Annotated in this window: 20 protein-coding genes; 16 read left to right on the top strand and 4 right to left on the bottom strand. The window is 70.7% G+C overall.

Features of this window, described 5'->3' with window-relative positions:
• The 6 genes from folB to H7694_RS01355 are packed head-to-tail and all read left to right on the top strand — an operon-like array spanning position 1 to position 4,625.
• On the top strand, positions 1 to 399 hold the full coding sequence (gene folB / locus H7694_RS01330) for a dihydroneopterin aldolase (RefSeq protein WP_193597799.1): 399 nt from the start codon (positions 1 to 3) through the stop codon (positions 397 to 399).
• Positions 399 to 935 carry a 2-amino-4-hydroxy-6-hydroxymethyldihydropteridine diphosphokinase gene (folK, locus tag H7694_RS01335; protein WP_193597800.1) on the top strand — a complete coding sequence of 179 codons (537 nt, stop codon included), beginning with the start codon at positions 399 to 401 and terminating at the stop codon, positions 933 to 935. The genes folB and folK overlap by 1 nt, the downstream gene beginning before the upstream one ends.
• Positions 932 to 1,396 carry a DUF3180 domain-containing protein gene (locus H7694_RS01340; protein ID WP_193599016.1) on the top strand — a complete coding sequence of 155 codons (465 nt, stop codon included), beginning with the start codon at positions 932 to 934 and terminating at the stop codon, positions 1,394 to 1,396. Before folK ends, H7694_RS01340 begins: the two co-directional genes overlap by 4 nt.
• Complete coding sequence (locus H7694_RS01345; protein ID WP_227468225.1) at positions 1,365 to 2,120, top strand: PH domain-containing protein; 756 nt, start codon at positions 1,365 to 1,367, stop codon at positions 2,118 to 2,120. The genes H7694_RS01340 and H7694_RS01345 overlap by 32 nt, the downstream gene beginning before the upstream one ends.
• Complete coding sequence (locus tag H7694_RS01350) at positions 2,117 to 3,916, top strand: PH domain-containing protein (protein WP_227468226.1); 1,800 nt, start codon at positions 2,117 to 2,119, stop codon at positions 3,914 to 3,916. Before H7694_RS01345 ends, H7694_RS01350 begins: the two co-directional genes overlap by 4 nt.
• Positions 3,917 to 3,920: 4 nt before the next feature.
• On the top strand, positions 3,921 to 4,625 hold the full coding sequence (locus tag H7694_RS01355; protein WP_193597802.1) for a DUF2520 domain-containing protein: 705 nt from the start codon (positions 3,921 to 3,923) through the stop codon (positions 4,623 to 4,625).
• 173 nt (positions 4,626 to 4,798) lie between these two features.
• Here H7694_RS01355 and H7694_RS01360 read toward each other — a convergent pair whose 3' ends face one another.
• Positions 4,799 to 5,773 carry an arsenic resistance protein gene (locus tag H7694_RS01360; protein ID WP_193597803.1) on the bottom strand — a complete coding sequence of 325 codons (975 nt, stop codon included), beginning with the start codon at positions 5,771 to 5,773 and terminating at the stop codon, positions 4,799 to 4,801.
• 53 nt (positions 5,774 to 5,826) lie between these two features.
• On the opposite strand from H7694_RS01360, the gene cmtR reads away from it, so the two are divergent.
• From cmtR to H7694_RS01375, 3 genes are read left to right on the top strand one after another with little or no spacing between them, the layout of a single operon-like run.
• Entirely contained in the window at positions 5,827 to 6,192 is a 366-nt protein-coding gene (gene cmtR / locus H7694_RS01365) for a Cd(II)/Pb(II)-sensing metalloregulatory transcriptional regulator CmtR (protein WP_193597804.1), read from the top strand.
• Positions 6,189 to 6,857, top strand: coding sequence for a cation diffusion facilitator family transporter (locus H7694_RS01370; protein WP_193597805.1), 669 nt, complete (start codon positions 6,189 to 6,191; stop codon positions 6,855 to 6,857). Before cmtR ends, H7694_RS01370 begins: the two co-directional genes overlap by 4 nt.
• The gene (locus H7694_RS01375) at positions 6,854 to 7,174 is read left to right on the top strand and encodes a hypothetical protein (RefSeq protein WP_193597806.1); all 321 of its coding nucleotides are present in this window, start codon (positions 6,854 to 6,856) and stop codon (positions 7,172 to 7,174) included. The genes H7694_RS01370 and H7694_RS01375 overlap by 4 nt, the downstream gene beginning before the upstream one ends.
• Positions 7,175 to 7,198: 24 nt before the next feature.
• Here H7694_RS01375 and H7694_RS01380 read toward each other — a convergent pair whose 3' ends face one another.
• Positions 7,199 to 9,031 (bottom strand): DUF2207 family protein, encoded by a 1,833-nt coding sequence (locus H7694_RS01380; protein WP_227468227.1) that lies wholly within the window; start codon positions 9,029 to 9,031, stop codon positions 7,199 to 7,201.
• A gap of 93 nt (positions 9,032 to 9,124) precedes the next feature.
• On the opposite strand from H7694_RS01380, the gene lysS reads away from it, so the two are divergent.
• Complete coding sequence (gene lysS / locus H7694_RS01385) at positions 9,125 to 10,648, top strand: lysine--tRNA ligase (RefSeq protein ID WP_193597807.1); 1,524 nt, start codon at positions 9,125 to 9,127, stop codon at positions 10,646 to 10,648.
• Between the two features lie 24 nt (positions 10,649 to 10,672).
• Entirely contained in the window at positions 10,673 to 11,848 is a 1,176-nt protein-coding gene (locus H7694_RS01390) for a MarP family serine protease (RefSeq protein WP_319805263.1), read from the top strand.
• 49 nt (positions 11,849 to 11,897) lie between these two features.
• Here the strand turns inward: H7694_RS01390 and H7694_RS01395 are convergent, their stop codons facing one another.
• Complete coding sequence (locus H7694_RS01395) at positions 11,898 to 13,016, bottom strand: DUF4192 family protein (RefSeq protein ID WP_193597809.1); 1,119 nt, start codon at positions 13,014 to 13,016, stop codon at positions 11,898 to 11,900.
• Between the two features lie 188 nt (positions 13,017 to 13,204).
• Between H7694_RS01395 and H7694_RS01400 the strand changes: the two genes are divergently transcribed.
• The 3 genes from H7694_RS01400 (at position 13,205) to H7694_RS01410 (ending at position 15,770) form a co-directional block, all read left to right on the top strand.
• Positions 13,205 to 13,381, top strand: coding sequence for a hypothetical protein (locus tag H7694_RS01400; RefSeq protein WP_193597810.1), 177 nt, complete (start codon positions 13,205 to 13,207; stop codon positions 13,379 to 13,381).
• 142 nt (positions 13,382 to 13,523) lie between these two features.
• Positions 13,524 to 14,981, top strand: a complete 1,458-nt coding sequence (cls, locus tag H7694_RS01405; protein ID WP_193597811.1) for a cardiolipin synthase — start codon at positions 13,524 to 13,526, stop codon at positions 14,979 to 14,981.
• A gap of 54 nt (positions 14,982 to 15,035) precedes the next feature.
• On the top strand, positions 15,036 to 15,770 hold the full coding sequence (locus H7694_RS01410) for a hypothetical protein (protein ID WP_193597812.1): 735 nt from the start codon (positions 15,036 to 15,038) through the stop codon (positions 15,768 to 15,770).
• Positions 15,771 to 15,782: 12 nt separating this feature from the next.
• Here the strand turns inward: H7694_RS01410 and H7694_RS01415 are convergent, their stop codons facing one another.
• Entirely contained in the window at positions 15,783 to 16,781 is a 999-nt protein-coding gene (locus H7694_RS01415; protein ID WP_193597813.1) for a diacylglycerol/lipid kinase family protein, read from the bottom strand.
• A 115-nt stretch (positions 16,782 to 16,896) separates the two neighbouring features.
• On the opposite strand from H7694_RS01415, the gene serS reads away from it, so the two are divergent.
• Together serS and H7694_RS01425 are read left to right on the top strand one after the other, a co-directional pair.
• A complete protein-coding gene (serS, locus tag H7694_RS01420) occupies positions 16,897 to 18,219 on the top strand; it encodes a serine--tRNA ligase (protein ID WP_193597814.1) in 1,323 nt (440 codons plus the stop codon).
• Positions 18,180 to 19,010 (top strand): HAD family hydrolase, encoded by an 831-nt coding sequence (locus H7694_RS01425; RefSeq protein WP_193597815.1) that lies wholly within the window; start codon positions 18,180 to 18,182, stop codon positions 19,008 to 19,010. The genes serS and H7694_RS01425 overlap by 40 nt, the downstream gene beginning before the upstream one ends.
• Positions 19,011 to 19,232: the final 222 nt, after the last annotated feature.

Genomic DNA, 19,232 nt, shown 5'->3' on the forward strand with positions numbered 1-19,232 from the left:
ATGGATGCCGCTGACGCGACCGCTTCGGACGCCGCCCCGCTCGACGAGATCGCCCTGTCGGGGCTGACCGTGTTCGGCCACCACGGCGTCTTCGACTTCGAGCGCCGGGATGGCCAGGAGTTCACGATCGACCTGCGGCTCGCGCTGCCGCTGCACCAGGCGGCATCCTCCGACGACGTCACCGACACCGTGCACTACGGCGAGCTCGCCGACCGGGTCGCGGCGATCGTCGCCGGCGAACCGGTGAACCTCATCGAGACGCTCGCCGAGCGCATCGCGGATGCCGTGCTCGCAGACGACCGCGTGCGGAGGGTGAGCGTCACCGTGCACAAGCCGCACGCGCCGATCGCGCAGACCTTCTCGGATGTCGCCGTCACCGTGCACCGGGAGCGCGACTGATGGACCGCCGGCTGACGCATCTGCCCCCACCACCCGACCCGCGGCCGGGGCGCGACCCGCAGGTCGCCGTCATCGCCCTCGGGTCGAACGAGGGCGACCGTGGTGAGATGCTCCGCGCCGCGGCGGAACGCCTGCGCCGGCTGCCTCTGGTCGACGAGCTGGTCATGTCGGAGCCCCTCGAGACCGTCGCGGTCAAGCCCGACGGGCCCGACCCCGACGCGCCGCCGTATCTGAACGCCGTCGCGCTGCTGACCACACGCCTGGCCCCGCAGGTGCTGCTGGGCATGCTGCACGCGGTCGAGGAGGAGCAGGGCCGGGTGCGGCTGGAGCGGTGGGGCGACCGCACGCTGGATCTCGACCTGATCGCCTACGGCGATTTCCGCAGTAACGCCGAGCACCTGCGAGTGCCGCATCCGCGTGCGGCGGAGCGGCTGTTCGTGCTGGAGCCGTGGTTGAGCATCGACCCGGATGCCGTGCTGCCGGGCGTCGGACGGGTCGACGACCTCGTGCGCGCGCTGAAGGCGGAGGAGTGGTGAAGCGGACCTCTCCGGGCGTGCTGGTGGTCCTCGCGCTGCTGTCGGCGGGGGCGGGCTACGGCTTCGACCATCTGCTCACCGCCACCGGGCGCGCCACGTTCACCCCGTCGATCCTGCTGCCGGTGCTGCTGCTCCTGCTCGCGGCCGCGACGCTCGCTCTGGCCTGGCCCGTGCGCCGCAGTGTGCGTGGCGGCAGGCGCATCGACCCGTTCCGGGCGCTGCGCGCCTCGACCCTGGCGCGCGCCTCGAGCCTGCTCGGCGCGATCCTCGCCGGCTTCGGTGCGGGACTCCTGATCTTCCTCTCGACGCGACCCGTGCCCGCGCCGGTAGGGTCGACTGTGGCGATGGCGGCTCTCATCGTCGGCGCACTGGTGCTGACCGGGGCCGCGCTCGCCGCCGAACAGTTCTGCACGCTGCCGAAGGATCCTGATGACCGAGAGCTCGACGAACCCGCCCCGTGACCCGAACAGCTTCGACGGCGCATCCCAAGCTCCCGAGCCCGTCGACGCACCACCGACCGTGCCTGCTCCTCCCGCGCCGCCTGCGCCTCCGGCGGCGGCTCCCGCCACCCCGCCTGCGCCCCCGGCCACCCCGCCTGCGCCTCCCGCCACCCCGCCGGCTCCGGCTGCGCCGACGGCATCCGGTCCTGTCGCGCCCCCGGCGCTCGATGACGGCACCTATGAGCAGCTGCGCACACCGCGCAACCCCGCGGCCCTCGCGCTCGACGGCGTCTGGCACCAGATCTCGCCTCGCTATGTCGCCTCGCAGTTCGTGCAGAACGCGATCTTCATCGCGATCGTCGTCGCCGCCGCGTTCGTGATCGGCCTCGTCCTCGAGCAGACCTGGGTGTGGGTGCCGGCTGCCGTCGTCATCGCGATCACGGTCATCACGCTGATCGTCCTGCCCCGGCAGGCGAAGGCGCTCGGCTACATGCTGCGCGACGACGACGTCGTCTTCCGCAAGGGCATCCTGTGGCAGCGCATGGTCGCCGTGCCCTACGGACGCATGCAGCTCGTCGACATCACCCAGGGCCCGCTCGACCGGGCGTTCGGCGTCTCACAGCTGAAGATGGTGACCGCAGCGGCGACGACCGGGGTGCAGATCCCCGGCCTGACGCAGGGCGCCGCCGAGGCGCTGCGCGACACGCTCATCGAGGTCGCCGAGACCCGCCGGACCGGCCTGTGAGCACGCCGGACGGCCCTGTGACCCCTTCGGACTGGCGAGCGCCCCAGCCTCCGATCGCGGGACAGCACACCGCGCCACCGGCACCGGTTCCTCTGCCGCCCGAGGGCGGCGCCTCGTCGCTCGCCGACGGCGAGTGGCACCGGATGCACCCCCTGACCCCGCTGTTCAAGGGCGGGCTGGCGCTGATCGTCGTCGCCGGAATCGTGATCTCGAACATGCGCGATCGGGTCATCGCCTGGCTGGTCAGCGTCTTCGCGCCCGGTGAGGCGCGCTTTTCGGACTTCAATGGCGGCGACCCGGTCGACTGGGTGCTGGCGAACAACATGCTCCTGGGCGCGCTGCTCGGTCTGCTCGTGCTGGTGATCGTGCTCGTCGGCGCGTTCTGGTTCGTGTGGCGGTTCCAGCAGTTCCGCATCACCGGCGACCACGTCGAGGTGCGCAAGGGCATCATCTTCCGCTCGCACCGTCGGGCGCCGCTCGACCGCGTGCAGAGCGTCAACCTCACCCGTCCGTTCCCGGCACGGCTGATCGGCCTGGCCAAGCTCGAGGTCGTCGGCGCCGGCAACGACGCCAACGTGCCGCTCGAATACCTCGCCACGAGCCGTGCGGAGTCGGTGCGTGCCGACATCCTGCGGCTCGCGTCCGGCGCGCGGGCCGCCCGCGAGCAGGCCCGCACCGGCATCCCGGCGGCTGCCGGCGGGATCTCCCCGCTGGTCGGCACCGTCAACGCCGGCGTCTCCGACCTCATCAGCGGTGTCGACCTCGCCGATGTGGTCCCCGAGAGCGTCGTGAAGATCCCCGCCGGGCGCCTGGTGGGCTCGCAGCTGATCCACGCCGTGGCGTGGCTGCTGTTCTTCGGGATCATCATCGGCGCGGCCATGATCGCCGCCCTCATCAGCGCGGTGCGCGGTGAGGACATCGAGATCGGACTCGTCTCACTGGGCGCGGGGCTGGGCGTCGGCATCCCGCTCGTGCTGACCTTCATCGCGGTGACCTGGGCGCAGATCTCCAAGTCGCTGCGGTACGCCATCGCGCCGACGCCCGACGGCGTGCGGATCACCTACGGTCTGCTCACCACCGTCACCGAGACCCTGCCGCCCGGTCGCATCTTCGCCGTCGAGGTGTCGCAGTCGCTGCTGTGGCGGCCGTTCGGCTGGTGGACGATCAAGATCAACCGGATGAGCGGCAAGAGCGCGTCGCAGCAGTCCGGCAGCGCCCAGCAGTTCAACGTCGTGCTGCCGGTCGGCAAGCGCGAGGACGTCGAGCGCGTGCTCGCGCTGATCCTGCCGGATGCGCCACAGGCCGACATCCCGCTGGTGTGGGAGCACGGCATCCTCGGCCCGGTCGAGGGCGACCCGTACCGCACCATCCCGCTGCGCGCCTGGTGGCGCCGCCCGCTGTCGTGGCGGCGCCACGGCTATGCACTCACCGAGTTCGGGGTGCTGCTGCGCCGCGGGATGCTGTGGCGCAAGCTGGCCGTCTTCCCGCTCGCGCGCCTGCAGGGCGTCTCGATCTCGCAGGGGCCGATCGACCGGCTGCAGCGCGTCGCCGACGGGCAGGTGCACTCGGTGACCGGCCCGATCTCCGGCGTGCTCGCGGGCCTCGAGCGCGACGACGCGATCGCGCTGGTCGAGGGCGTCAGCCGAGCGGCAGTGCTCGCCGCTTCGCGCGACCACACGCACCGCTGGGGCGAGCATGCGCCGGGTGTCGTGAATGCTGCTGCTGGTGTCGTGCCTCCTGCGCCGCCTGTCGTTCCGCCGGCGCCTCCTGCACCGCCCGCGCCGCGGCCGGAGTGACGACATGAACCGCGACGGACGTCTCGGCATCGGCATCATCGGTGCCGGCCGGGTGGGCCCGGTGGTCGGCGCCGCGCTCGCCGGAGCCGGCCATGCCGTCACCGGCATCACCTCGGGATCGGATGACGACAGGGCGGCCGCCGTGCTGCCCGGGGCGCCCGTGCTGGATGCGCTGGAGGTCGTCCGGCGCAGCGAGCTGGTGATCATCGCGGTGCCGCATGACGAGCTGCCGGGCCTGATCGCCGGCATCGCCGAGGTCGGCGGCTGGCAGATGGGCCAGCTCGTGCTGCACACGGATGCTGCCTACGGCATCGAGGTGCTCCGCCCGGCCGCCGAACGCGGAGCCATCCCGCTGGCTGTGCATCCGGCCATCGCCTTCACCGGGACCACGATCGACCTGCGACAGCTGCAGGCCGCGTTCGCCGCGGTCACCGCTCCCGCCGCCGTGCTGCCGATCGCGCAGGCGCTCGCCGTGGAGATGGGATGTGAGCCGGTGGTGATCGCCGAGCAGGATCGCGCCGCGTACGGCGAGGCCATCGCCACGGCATCCGAGTTCTCGCGCTCCATCGTCGGCCAGGCGACCTCGCTGCTGCGCGGGGTCGGCGTCGAGAACCCCGGCGGCTACCTGTCGGCGCTGGTGTCGTCGACGGTCGAGCAGGCGCTGCGCGAAGCATCCGGCCCCGCCGATCCGCCGCTCCCGCTGATCTGACGCCGGCGTTGCTCCCCTCCCGCGCGGATGCTTTTCGCAGGTGCGGAAGCGTGCGCAGCGACGTTCTTCATCCGCCGCTCCGCGGCGCGGATGCTTTTCGCACGCGCGAAGGCTGTCCGGCCGACGTTTTCCATCCGTGGCTCACGCGCACCTGCACGACTCGGATCGGGCGTTCAGCGGCGCGGCGCGCTCTCCGGAATGATCCGGGGAACGAGCCGGATGCAGATCACCATGACCACGAGCTCGATGAGCGTCTGAGTGACGACGACGAGTGGAACCAGATCGAAGGCCGGCGGCAGGGTGAGGGCCAGCGGCAGCACGACGAGTGAGTTGCGGGTCGTGCCGCTGAAGACGACCGCTCGCCTCGCGGGAACTTCCAGCCGCATCAGCGAGCCCGCGAGCAGGCCCACCGGGATCATGACCGCTGCGAAGAGCACGTAGACGGGGATCGTGAGCAGCAGGCTCGCGATCTGCTGCCTGACGCCGACGATCTGCGACGCGACGACGACTGCGAGGGTGAGCATCATGAGCGGCACCATCGCCGCCGTTCCCGCCCCGGCGATCGCTCGCCCCGAACGCGTCCGCGCGGCCGCGAGCTGAGTCAGGCCGGCAGTAGCGAGTGGCAGGACGATCAGCAGCACGAACGCCTCCACGAACGGCCGCAGATCGAGCGTCTGCACGAACGCGTCACCCGTGAACAGCCACAGGCACAGCGGAAGGAGCAGGATCTGGGCGAGCATGAGCATCGGCGTGGCCGCGAGAAGCCGGTCTCGCGCCCCGCCGGCCAGACCGGTGAAAACGATGACGTAGTCGACGCACGGGGTCAGCAGCACGAGGAACACACCGACGAGCAGCACCTGATCGTGCGCCACGATGCGTGACAACGCGAGCACCACCACCGGGACGACGATGAAGTTCACCCCGAGGAGCGTCGCGAGGAAGCGCCAGTCGCGGAAGGCCCTCCGGAGCCGGCCGAACGGCACGCCGAGGAAAGTGACGTAGAGCAGCAGCCCGAGCACGGGAGTGACCGCCGCCCCTGCCGGACGGGCCGCGGCAGGGAAGAGCAGCGCTGTCGCGGCGCCCGCGATCAGGGCGAGCAGGTACAGGGCGACCTGGTGTCGTTCCATCCACTCCACGCCCCGAGCCATACGACAATCCTCCCAGCCTCGCGATTGTTCATTGATGCCTGTATAGTCATCGTGTGCTGACCATTGCTTCCCGCCTCGACGTGATGAACCGACTCGGTCGTGCCATGGCAGACCCGACGCGCTCGCGGATCCTGATGTCACTGCTCGAGGGGCCGAGCTACCCCGCGGTCCTGTCGCGTGAGCTCGAGCTGTCACGCTCCAACGTCTCGAACCACCTCACCTGCCTGCGCGACTGCGGCATCGTCGTCGCCGAACCGCAGGGGCGCCAGACGCGCTACGAGATCGCAGACCCCCACCTCACCGCGGCGCTGACCGCACTGGTCGACGTCACACTGGCCGTCGATGAGAGCGCCCCGTGCGTCGACCAGGCGTGCAGGGTGCCCGGATGCTGTGGAGCCGGAGCCGGAGCAATTGCATGAGCGCCTCCCTGACGACCGCGCGACGCGCGGGCCTGCACCGGCGGGTGCGTTTCATCGTCGGGTTCACGATCACGTACAACGTCCTCGAGGCTGTCATCGCGCTGTGGGCCGGCTGCCTGGCATCGTCCGCGGCGCTGATCGGGTTCGGACTCGACTCCGTCGTCGAGGTGCTCTCGGCGGCCGCGGTCGCCTGGCAGTTCAGTCGCAAGGATCCCGAGCGGTGGGAGAGAGCCACGGTGCGGCTGGTCGGCATCGCCTTCTTCGCGCTCGCCGCGTACGTGACGGTCGACGCCGTGCTGAGCCTCATCCGGATGGAGGGCCCGGAACACAGCCCGCTCGGCCTGGGAATCACCGCGCTGAGCCTGATCATCATGCCGCTGCTCGCCTGGTTCGAAGTGCGGGTCGGACGGGAGCTGAACTCGAAGAGCGTGATCGCCGACGCCAAGCAGCTCATCCTCTGCGTCTATCTCTCGGGTGCGGTGTTCGTCGGCCTGGCGCTCAACAGCCTGTTCGGCTGGTGGTGGGCCGACTCCGCTGCGGCACTCGTCGTGGCGGTGCTCGCCGTGCGGGAGGGCATCGAGGCGTGGCGCGGCGACGTGGAGTCGCCGTTCGAGGTGCTCGAAGATCTCGAGCGTGAGTCTGACAGCGAGGAGAAGATCCGATGACACCGGGACCATTCCGCGACGTGCCGCTCGCCTGCACGCTTCCGAGCATTGCGGAGGCGAAGGCTCAGGTGGAGAGGTGGCAGGCCTTCGACGCCGATTACGCGCTCTCCTCAGAGCTGAGCGGCGCCGAGCTCACCATCCACTACGCAAAAGTCGACGACTCGATCAGCCGACTGCGGGAACTCGTCGCCGTCGAGAAGCGCTGCTGCGCGTTCCTGGAGTGGGACATCGACGAGACCGGCAGCGACCTGCGGCTCATCGCACGCGGCACCCCGCAGCAGCTCGCAGCGATCAACGTGCCCGTCCCGCCGCGCTGAACCCGGCGCGCTGAGCGGCAGCGATCAGCGGCCGCCGGAGGATCCGCCTCCGCCTCCGCCGCCGGAGAACCCGCCGCCGGTGGAGCCGCCGGACGAGCTCGACGGCGGGGTGTAGGTGGTCGCCGTGTTCATCGAGCTCGAATAGCGCGCCAGGTTCGAGCCGATCGAGACGCCCGCGGCTGTGTCGATCCACGACGGAGAGCCGCCGGATGCCGAGTAGGCGGTGTCGAGCACGGCCGTCCAGCTCTTCTCCTCACCCAGCAGCATCGCGTACGGCAGCAGCTTCTCGTACAGGTGCACGACGTCGACGGTGCCGTCGCTGCGCCGCTCGGCCCCGGTATACGACTGCAGCATCCGCAGTCGATCGGCCTCGGCGACCCGGATGAATTCCGCCACGCCCTGCAGGTACTCGTAGCGCTCCGCGCCCGCGCGGGTGAGCACGCGGTGCCGGCTGAAGGCGACGATCGCGGTCAGCACGACGACGATCGCCGCGAGCAGGACGACAAGGAACGACGGTGCGAGCAGTTCGCGGTCCTTGGATGCCGACCATCCCAGCAGCACGACTGCCACCACGAGCAGCCCGACCGCCGCCCAGGCGAACCAGGCCGCCGCGCGGCTGCGCTCGCGGCCTGTCCAGCCGCGCTCCGCGGCTTCGGCCCGGCCCGCCGCGACGAGCTTCTCCATCCGCTTGGCGAACTTCGTGCTCGACCGGGGGATGCGCCGCACTGTCTCGTCCCGCCGGAACAGGGTCGCGAGGGTCTCGCGGTCGAGCGGATGCTGCGCCCGGGACGCGTCGAGCAGGCGCAGCGCCGGGCGGTCGCCGCCCGGCCCCTCCTCCAGGCGCACCGCGCCCTGCACGGCCAGATGCACCATCTGCGCCGGCATCGGGTTCGGTGCCTTCGGCAGCAGCGCGGCGGCGATCACCGGCGGCATGTCGGCGGGGACGTCGAACTGCGCGACGACGATGCCGGTCGCGCGGCGACGCCGGCGCACGAACGCCACGACCGATGCCCACGCCCCGCTCGAGACCGCGATCGCACCGAGCCCGACGATTCCCGGTGCGTAATCGGCGACCGGGTCGGGCAGCCGCGAGGGCGGCTGCGTCACGGTGCCGGCGGCGAACCCGATCGCGACGGTCACGCCGTCGCCTGCCGCGCGTGCACCAGACTCCACGGTGAACGCCTGCCCGCCGTCCACGGCGCGCGGCCCGCTGAGCTCGCACGCGTCCGATGCACCGGCCTGCCCGCTGTAGCAGGCGACGTCACCGGTGAGCGCGTCCGCGAGCTCGGGGGAGACGACGATCTCGGCACGGAAGCGGCCGATGTCCTGGCTGCTGCTCAGCGGCAGCAGGTTCCAGTAGAACTCGTCGTTGCCGGTCTCGGTGCCGTGGATCATGACGTCGCGCATCGTGGACTCGATCACGTAGGTGTTCGAGCCGTGTACGTAGTCGTCGTCGCCGGTGAGGACGAGCAGCTCGCCGTCCTCCGTCTCGGTCTCGAACGGCACGGGCCGGCCCTCGGCATCCGTCACCGAGACGATCTCGACGCTCAGCCCCGCGCCCTCGTACCGCTGCGGATACCCGCGGATGATGCCCTTGTTCTGATCGAAATCGGGAAACTCGGCCACCAGCGTCTCGGTGACGTGCGCGACCGCCCGCCCCTTGTCATCGAGGGAGAGTTCGTACCGCGACTCCCACGATGAGTAGGAGAAGTCATCCACGTCGGCGGATGCCGCAGGCGCCGGCAACAGCACCGCGGCCAGCATCCCGAGCACCACCGCGATGACGGCGAACACGCGTCTGGGCACGGACATGCCGGAGAAGGTGTGCGGCCGGGCGAGCGGGGGAAGAGGTCGCATGGGACGAGGCTATCCCGGACCGGTTCTGCGGCCGGGAGTCCTCAGGGGCTCGCCGGTAGACTGGGGGCGACTTTCTGCAAGGAGCCCCCACCCATGACTGACGCGCCCGCGCCGACCCCCGTGACCGATGACGAGGCGGAGGACGTCTTCGAGCAGAAGGCGGTCCGTCTGGCCAAGCGCGAGAAGCTCATCGCGAACCGCGCGGATGCCGGTGGCGGGGCGTTCCCCGTCGGCGTGCCCGTGACCCACGGCATCCCGGCCCTGCGTGAGACGTACGGCGACCTCGAGCCCGGCGCCGAGACCGGCGAGGTGGTCGGCATCGCCGGCCGAGTCGTGTTCAGCCGCAACACCGGCAAGCTCTGCTTCGCCACGCTGCAGGCCGGCGACGGCTCGCGCATCCAGGCGATGATCTCGCTCGCGAACGTCGGCGACGAGTCGCTGGCGTCGTGGAAGGAGCTCGTCGACCTCGGCGACCACGTCTTCGTGCACGGCGAGGTGATCTCCAGCCGCCGCGGCGAGCTGTCGGTCATGGCCGACGACTGGGCGATCGCCTCGAAGGCGATCCTTCCGCTGCCGAACGTGTACGGCGACCTGAACGAGGAGACCCGGGTGCGCAGCCGGTTCCTCGACCTGATCGTGCGCGACCAGGCCCGCACCACCGTGCGCGCCCGCGCCACTGTGAACGCCAGCCTGCGGTCGACCTTCACGGACCACGAGTACCTCGAGGTCGAGACCCCGATGCTGCAGGTGCAGCACGGCGGGGCATCGGCGCGCCCGTTCATCACCCACTCCAACGCCTTCGACACCGAGCTCTACCTGCGCATCGCTCCCGAGCTGTACCTCAAGCGCGCCGTCGTCGGCGGCATCGAGCGGGTCTTCGAGATCAACCGCAACTTCCGCAACGAGGGCGCCGACTCGACGCACAGCCCCGAGTTCGCGATGCTCGAGGCATACCAGGCCTACGGCGACTACAACCAGATGGCCGCGCTCACGCAGGAGCTCGTGCAGAACGCCGCGGTGGCGGTCGCCGGCTCCACCACGGTCACGTGGGCGGACGGCACCGAGTACGACCTCGGCGGCGAGTGGGACCGCGTCTCGATGTACGACTCGCTGTCGGAGGCATCCGGCCGCACGGTCACCCCGCAGGATTCGGTCGAGGAGCTCATCGCCTTCGCCGAGGCCAACAACGTCGAGGTGCCGCCGCACCCGACGCACGGCAAGCTCGTCGAAGAGCTGTGGGAGCACTTCGTCAAGGGCGGCCTGGAGCGCCCGACGTTCGTGATGGACTTCCCCGTCGACACCTCCCCCCTGGTGCGCGAGCACCGCTCCATCGACGGCGTCGTGGAGAAGTGGGACCTGTACGTGCGCGGCTTCGAGCTGGCCACCGGGTACTCCGAGCTGGTCGACCCGGTCATCCAGCGCGAGCGCTTCATCGAGCAGGCCAAGCTCGCCGCCGGCGGCGACCTCGAAGCCATGCGGGTGGACGAGGAGTTCCTGCGCGCCCTCGAGCACGGCATGCCGCCGTCGGGTGGCATGGGCATGGGGATCGACCGTCTGCTGATGGCCATCACCGGGCTCGGCATCCGCGAGACCATCCTCTTCCCGCTGGTCAAGTAGCCGCCGACGGCTGTGCTGCCGAACTTGGTCGATCTGCTGATCGCGGTGCTCCTGATCGCCGCGGTCGGAATCGGCCTGAGCGTGGGCTTCTTCGCCGCCGTCGGCGCACTGTGCGGACTCGTCGCCGGCGGCCTCGCCGCCCCGTGGGTGCTGCCCTGGGTGGCCAGGATCCTGCCGGAGAGCGAGTGGCGCGGGCTGCTGGTGGCCGGCAGCGCGGTGCTGCTGCTGCTCGTCGGAGCGAGCATCGGATCGGCGATCGGCCGACTGCTGCGGCACGGCGCCGACAGGCTGCGGCTGCGCGTGGTGGAGCGGATACTCGGCGGGCTGGCGACCCTGATCGCCGGAACGCTGGCGATCGCCATGACGGGCGCAGCCGTCGCCTCGGCCGGCATCCCGGTGGTGTCGAGCACCGTCGCATCCTCCGTGGTGCTGCGCGCGATCGACCAGTACACGCCCCCTCCGCTCGCGGAAGCGGCCGCGCGCCTGCACGCCCTCGTGCTCGGTGATTCGGTGCTGCCCGCCATCGACGGGCTGCTCGGCCCGGGTGATCTCGACGCCGCCCCCGACGCGAGCCCGATCGACCTCGATTCGCCGCAGCTGAGAGCCGCGAGCGCGTCGATCGCCCGCATCTCGGGAGTGGCGCACCAGTGCAGCACCATCCCGACCGGAACGGGCTTCGTCATCGCCGAGGACCGGATCCTGACGAACGCGCACGTCGTCGCCGGTGTTGCGGCGCCCGTCGTCGAGCTTCCCGGCCAGCCGGCCCGCGACGGCAGGGTGGTGTACTTCGACCCCGTAGACGACATCGCGGTGATCGCGGCGAACGTCAGTGCGAAGCCGCTCCCGCTCGCAGACGGCATCGGCGCGGGCGAGGGCGGGGCGGTGATCGGCTACCCGTTCGGCGGCCCGCTGCGCAGCGTCCCGGCCGGCGTGATCTCCACCTTCACCGCACCCATCGACGACATCCACGGCACCTCGGCTGCCCCGCGTGGCATCCACGCGCTGCGGTCGGATGTGAATCCCGGCAACTCCGGCGGCCCGCTGCTCACGCAGGACGGCGGCGTCGCCGGCATGGTGTTCGCCAAGGACGACGCCAGGGAGGGCATCGGCTACGCCATGACGAACGCCGAGCTGGCACCCGTGATCTCCGGCCTGGGCGCCGCGCAGGACAGCGTCCCGACGGGCGCCTGCATCCGCTGAGCCCGGCTCTCCTGCCGGGCTTCCGCTGCGCCGCGTCAGTCCCGCCACCTCAGCCCCGCTGCAGCAGCCACTCGGGCAGCACCGCCGCCGACAGCATCGTCGAGATCAGTGACGCCATGCTGTGCCCGGGTTCGATCTCGAGCGCCTGATCGATGTACCGTCCGGCGTGCGAGGAGCGCCCCAGTGCCCACGCCAGCCAGCCTGCGGCGGTCAGAGCGCCGGGCTTCGCGTGCCGCGGTGCCCGGGCGGCTGCGAAGCGCACCACCTGCAGGGCACACTCCAGCCGGTCGGGATCGGGGTGCACGCCGCGCCCCAGGAACACATCTCCGATGGCATCCGGGATGCCGCTCTGCTGGGCGGAGTACTCCAGCTGGGCCTCGAGCGCACGGCATCCGAACTCCTCGTCGGTCGCCCACTGGACGAGGATCGCGTCGCGCAGCACGGGCCGGTTCAGGCACCACAGCAGTGCTGCGCAGGAGTACACGCCGTCGTCGTCCGGTGTCTCGAGCAGATCCTCGGCGAAGGCCGGCAGGTCGTCGAGCACGGCATCCGCGGCCAGCAGCGCCAGCGGATTGTCCTCGGCGCCGACGTTCGGGTTGCCGCGCCGGATCCTCTCGAGCACGTCGTCGAGTTCGCCGAGGGCGCGCCCGACCCGCTCACGCTGCGTCAGGTCGGCGTGCGGCAGCTGCGCGCCCGCATCCTGATCGCCGCTGACGTCTCCGATGCCGGGTACCTCAGGCGGGGCCGGGATGCTGTCGAGGGGCCGGATCACCGGATCGTCGTCGAGGTAGTCACCCCACCCGGCGGGCGTCACGCACAGGGCGTCGACGATGTGCAGCCCGGCCTCGCCCGCCATCTCCACCAGCGCGTCCACGAGCGTCAGGCGGGGGAGCAGCACGCCGTCGGGTATCGGCTGCGGCTCGTCGTCGGTGTACACCGCGATCGCGACGGCATCGACGCCGCTCACCTTCAGCAGTGTGGGCAGCACCGCCTGGGCGACAGCATCCGGGTGGACGTCGTCGCCGGGCAGATCCATCCGCATGGCACCGTAGGTGCGTCTGCCGCGGAACGGCAGCAGCACCAGGCTCTGCCGCGGGGTGAAGCCGGCCAGGGCCGGGATGAGGCCGAGCAGCTCGGCGGGGTCGGTGGCGTGGATGATCGTCGTCATGCCCGCGAGTGTGCCCCGCGGGAGCGACGCTGCGGACGGCGCATCCCGGTCGCTGTGCACAACCCGCCGGAATCGGCCGGCGGTGCAGGGAGAATGACGGGACGGCACCGGCGACGTGCGGAGCCGGCGACGCCCGGAGACGGCCACGGGCGGGGAGATTGACAGGAACCCCGGCGTACGATGGACGTGTGGATGAGTTCTGGCTTGCAGTGGCGTGGTCGATCCTGCCGACCATCGCGGTCAGCGTGATCTTCGTGATCGTGCTGCGCGGCATCCTGCGCTTCGACCGCACCGAGCGCAAGGTGCACGCTCGCATCGAGGCCGAGGAGCGCGCTGCGCGCGGGCTCCCGCCTCGCGCATCCTGACCCGCCTCGCCCGTCGGCATCCGCGCATCCCGACCCGCCTCGCGGCGCACTCGGACGTCTGCGCAGACCCGGCCACGGCGGAGATCCTCGATGTCGCCGTCTGCGGCTACGCTGATCCAAAGCGAGCGGGAGGGGTGAGCTGATGAACTTCGGCAGCTGGCCCTGGTGGGCTGTGCTCGGCTACGTCATCGTCGACCTGACGGTGCGCGTCATCGCCATCATCGTCGTGCCCCGCAACCGGCGCCCGACCTCGGCGATGGCGTGGCTGCTGGCAATCTTCTTCATTCCCGTGCTGGGCGTGCTGCTGTTCCTGCTGATCGGCAATCCCAAGCTGCCGCGCGCACGGCGCCGCAAGCAGGATCAGATCAACGCGTACATAGCCGACACGGCATCCGGTCTCTACCTCGGGTCGCTGCGACCCGACCCGCCGCGCTGGTTCCCGCCGCTGGTCAAGATGAACGAGGCCCTCGGGGCGCCGCCGCTGTCGGGTGACAACGACGCGCACCTCATCAGCGACTACCAGACCGCGCTGGATGCCATGGCCGAGGCCATCCGCGGTGCACGCGAGTACGTGCACATCGAGTTCTACATCCTGCAGTCCGACGGCTCGACCGACAACTTCTTCCGCGCCATGGAAGAGGCAGCCGCCCGCGGCGTGCCGGTGCGGGTGCTGCTGGACTACTGGGCGAACCGCTGGAAACCGAAGTACCGCGAGACGGTGAAGCGACTGGATGCCATGGGCGCCGACTGGCACCTCATGCTGCCCGTGCAGCCGCTGCGCGGCCGCATCCAGCGCCCCGATCTGCGCAACCACCGCAAGCTCGTCGTCGTCGACGGGCGCGTGGGGTTCCTGGGCTCGCAGAACATCACCGACTCCTCGTACAACCTGCCCAAGAACATCCGCAAGGGCCTGCACTGGGTCGACCTCATGGTGCGCATCGACGGACCCGTCGTGGCGAGCCTGAACGCGGTCTTCCTCAGCGACTACTACGCCGAGACCGACCGGGTGCCCGAGATCGACATCACCCGGGTCGAGTTCGGCGAGGGCGACCTGGACTGCCAGATCGTGCCCTCGGGCCCCGGATTCGAGGCCGAGAACAACCTGCGCCTGTTCCTGGGGCTGCTGTACGCGGCCAAGCAGCGGATCATGATCGTCAGCCCCTACTTCGTGCCGGACGAGGCGCTGCTGCTCGCCGTCACCGCAGCCGTCGACCGCGGCGTGCAGGTCGAGCTGTTCGTCTCGGAGCAGGGCGACCAGGCCATCGTCTACCACGCGCAGCGCAGCTACTACGAGGCGCTGCTGAAGGCCGGTATCCGCATCTGGATGTACCCCAAGCCGTACATCCTGCACACCAAGAGCCTCACGATCGACGACCAGGTCGCGGTGATCGGATCGAGCAACATGGACATGCGCTCGTTCGGTCTGAACATGGAGGTGTCGATGCTCGTGCGCGGCGAGGAGTTCGTCGACGAGATGCGCATGGTCGAGGACGAGTACCGGTCGCTCAGCCGCGAACTGACGATCGAGGAGTGGGACAAGCAGCCGCTGCGCTCCACCGTGCTCGACAACCTCGCCCGCCTCACCTCCGCTCTGCAGTGACGGCACTGCAGTGACGGCCGTGAGACGGATGCCGCCGGCGCGACACTGGGGAGTATGAGCTCTCTCAGACGCCGTCTCGTTCCCACCGCGATCGCCGTCCTCGCGATCGGCCTGATCACCGCCGGCTGCACGGCGACCCCCGGCTCGTCCGCGCCCACCAGCGGGACGGGATCAGGGGGCGCGCCGGTCGAGCGCATGCCCGATGACGTCGATGCGGTCTGGCTCGACGGCGGGCGCATGATCGCCGTGGTCACCTGGGGCTCTTCGACTCCCACGTGCCGGCCGGTGCTGTCTGAGGTGCAGGCAGACGGGCAGGCGCTGACCGTCACGCTCACCGATCTCGAGGAGGCGGCCGACGGATGCGATTCCGACCTCACGCCGCGGGCGATCGCGCTCGGACTGCCCGAGGGCGTCGACCCGGAACAGGACATCGAGCTCACCGTGGTGCACGGTGACCTCCGCGAGCAGGTCGACCTCGACGCGATCGAGGGTGCGCCGCAGGGCGGGCCGCTGCCCGACCCGCAGGTCTCGGCGACCTGGCTGGACGATGACGCCATCGCACTCCTGACCTGGGGCTCCTCTTCGTGCCCGCCTGACCTCATGGAGGTCGAGATGACCGCGGACGGCGCCACCGCCACGTTCGCGACCACCGACCGCGTCTGCACCATGGACTTCGCCCCGCGGGTCACCATCGTCACGCTGCCCGAGGCGCGTGACGACGACGCCCCGTTCACGCTGACGCTCAGCGGCGACAACCTCGACGGCACCGTGCAGGTGGCCGGGGACTGAGACGTCAAGAGGTCAGAATCGCGGGATGCCGTGGCCGGCGGGCAGCACGATCGCGAGACCGCCCTGCTGGATGCGGCACGACATCCGCACCGCGGTGCCCAGCTCGTCGCCGTCGAGCTCGATCGACGTCGCCGCGACCATCGCGGCCTCAGCCGACCGCGCTCGCAGGTAGCGGATAGAGCGGTCCCTGCTGCGCCGCTCGAGCACGCGGCGGCCGGCGCGCGTGCGCAGCAGCACCGAGTTGTCCCACCAGATCTTGCGCCACAGGCCCAGCCAGCCGAGCGGCCCGGTGGGCTGGATCACGGCGATGTCCATCACGCCGTCATCGACCGCGGCATCCGGCATGAGTGCGATGCCGGCCGGCAGCGCGCCGCAATTGGCGAACAGCATGCTGTGCACCTTCGTCGAGTGCAGGCGGCCCTGGTCGAGCTGATAGACGATGCGGAACGGCTTGGCCCCCGGCAGCGAACGCGCCGCACCGTCGAGGTAGGCGACCCACCCCATCGTGCGCTTGAGGTCGGGGCGGGTGTTGGCGATCATGTCGGCATCCAGCCCCATCCCGGCGAGCACGACGAACCCGTGCTCGCTGTGGCTGCCGTCCTCGCGCGTGAGCGTCGCCCACCCGATGTCGACCGGATGCGTCGAACCCGTGAACACGCCCTCCATCACCCGCTCGGGATCGAGCAGCGGCAGGCCGAGATTGCGCGCGAAGAGATTGCCGGTGCCGCCGGGCACGACGCAGAACGGGATGCCGGTGCCGGCCATCGCCTCGGACGCCGCACGCACCGTGCCGTCGCCGCCGGCGGCGAGCACCGCCGCGGCGCCCTCGGCGAGGGCCTGACGGGTGACCTCGCGCCCCGGGTCGTCGATGCTCGTCTCGTAGAACTGCGGGGGAGCCCAGCCGTGCCGCTTGGACAGGGCGATCAGCGCCGACCGCATCCGCCAGGCATCCACCTTGACTGGATTGAGCACGAGCGCCGCGTGCGCGTGCTCGTCCCCGGATGCTGCCATGCCGCCACTCTACGACCGAACCTGTGCGCGGGGCTGCGCGGAGGAGCGCCTCGGCCGGCCGGCATCCCGCGCAGGCCGATCAGGCCGGGACAGAGGCGGTCGATAGACTTGCCCAATGATCGATCTCGCCCTTCTCCGCGACGAGCCCGAGCTCGTCCGACGCTCACAGATCGCGCGCGGGAACGCGCCCGAAACCGTCGACGCGGCGATCGAGGCCGACCGATCGCGCCGCGACGCCCTGAACGCCTTCGAGACGCTGCGCGCCGAGCAGAACGCGTTCGGCAAGACGGTCGCCAAGGCCCCGAAGGACGAGAAGGCGGCGCTGGTCGCGCAGGCCAAGGATCTCGCCGACCGGGTCAAGAGCGCGCAGCAGGCGGCCAACGACGCGGCCGAGGTCGCGGCATCCGCTCTCGCACGCATCGAGAACGTCATCATCGACGGCGTCCCGACCGGCGGCGAAGAGGACTTCATCGAGCTGCGCCGCGTGGGCGACATCCCCGCGTTCGGCTTCGAGCCCCGCGATCACCTCGAGCTCGGCGAGATGCTCGGCGCCATCGACATGGAGCGCGGCGCGAAGGTGTCGGGTGCGCGGTTCTACTTCCTCAAGGGCATCGGCGCGCGCCTCGAGATCGCGCTGATGAACCTCGCCCTCGACAAGGCGCTGCAGAACGGCTTCACGCCCATGATCGTGCCGACCCTGGTGCGGCCCGAGATCATGCAGGGCACCGGCTTCCTCGGCGAGCACGCCGACGAGGTGTACCACCTCGACAAGGAGGACCTGTACCTGGTCGGCACCAGCGAGGTGCCCCTCGCCGGGTACCACAAGGACGAGATCCTCGACATGTCGCAGGGGGCGCTGCGCTACGCCGGCTGGTCGACCTGCTACCGCAGCGAGGCCGGCTCGCACGGCAAGGACACCCGCGGCATCATCCGGGTGCACCAGTTCAACAAGCTCGAGATGTTCGTCTACACGACCCCCGAGGATGCCGAGGCCGAGCACGAGCGCCTCGTCGCGCTGCAGGAGGAGATGCTCACCGCACTGGGCCTGTCGTACCGCGTCATCGACGTCGCCGCAGGCGACCTGGGCTCGAGCGCCGCGCGCAAGTTCGACATCGAGGCGTGGGTGCCGACGCAGAACGCGTTCCGCGAGCTGACGTCGACGTCGAACTGCACCACCTACCAGGCCCGCCGTCTCGACGTGCGGTACCGCCCGGAGGTGGAGGAGCAGGATGCCGCGCAGGCGAAGACCCGCAACGTCGCCACGCTCAACGGCACGCTCGCGACCACCCGCTGGATCGTCGCGCTGCTCGAGACGCACCAGCAGGAGGACGGTTCGGTGACAGTGCCCGAGGTGCTGCGCCCGTACCTCGGTGGCCTCGAGGTGATCCGTCCGCTCGGATGGTCGGAGCAGTCCGGCGACGCGCAGGACGCCGAGTGACCGCCCGCGGCCTCATCGGCCTGGATGTCGACGGCACGATCCTGCTTCAGGACGAGACGTACAGCCCCGGGGTGCGTGAGGCCGTCGCCGAGGTGCGGGATGCCGGATACGAGGTCATGCTCGCGACCGGGCGCAGCTGGGGCGGCACCCGCCGCTACGTCGAGGAGCTCGGGCTGAGCGCCGACTACGTGGTGTGCTCGAATGGTGCGGTCATCCTGCGTCGCGACGGCGACGGGTGGGAGCGCTGGCACGTCGAGGTGTTCGACCCGTCGACCGTGCTGGGGCTGCTGCAGGACCGGCTTCCCGAGGCGCGTTACATGGTTGAGCTCGCATCGGGGCAGCGGCTGTACACGGCGGTGCTGGATGACTGGACGCTCGACGGGGGCCGGCAGGTCGGCTTCGACGAGCTTGCCGCGCAGCCCGTGTCGCGCATCGTGGTCGTCTCGCCGCAGCACGACGAGGCCGAATTCCAGCGGCTCGTGGCCGAGGTCGGCCTGAACGAGGTGTCGTACGCGATCGGATGGACGGCCTGGCTCGACATCGCCCCGCAGGGCGTGGACAAGGGCACCGCGATGGAGCGGGTGCGCCTGCAGCTCGACGTGCCCGAGGACCGTGTGCTCGTCGCCGGTGACGGCCGCAATGACATCGGCATGTTCGGCTGGGCGCTCGCCGGTGGCGGCCGGGCCGTCGCGATGGGTCAGGCACCCGACGAGGTCAAGGCCGCAGCCGGCGAGGAGACCGGCGTCGTCGACGACGGCGGCCTCGCCACAGCCCTCCGCACCCTCCTCTGACTGGGTGTGCGCTTGTTGAGGCCGTAGGCCCAGCAAGGCGTCCGATCTGAGCAGGGGCCACGCGCCCCGGAGGCTCGGGACGGCGCGAAGCGACGACCCGAGTGGGGCGTGGGGATCGAAGGGCCGTTCCCTGCTGGGTCCCTGAGGCTCTCGAAGGGCCGTTCCTTGCTGGGTCCCTGAGGCTCTCGAAGGGTCCCAGGCCCCGGCCGATCCAGGCCTTCC

Origin of the sequence: Microbacterium sp. YJN-G, assembly GCF_015040615.1 — a bacterium.
In the GTDB taxonomy this organism is placed as follows: domain Bacteria; phylum Actinomycetota; class Actinomycetes; order Actinomycetales; family Microbacteriaceae; genus Microbacterium.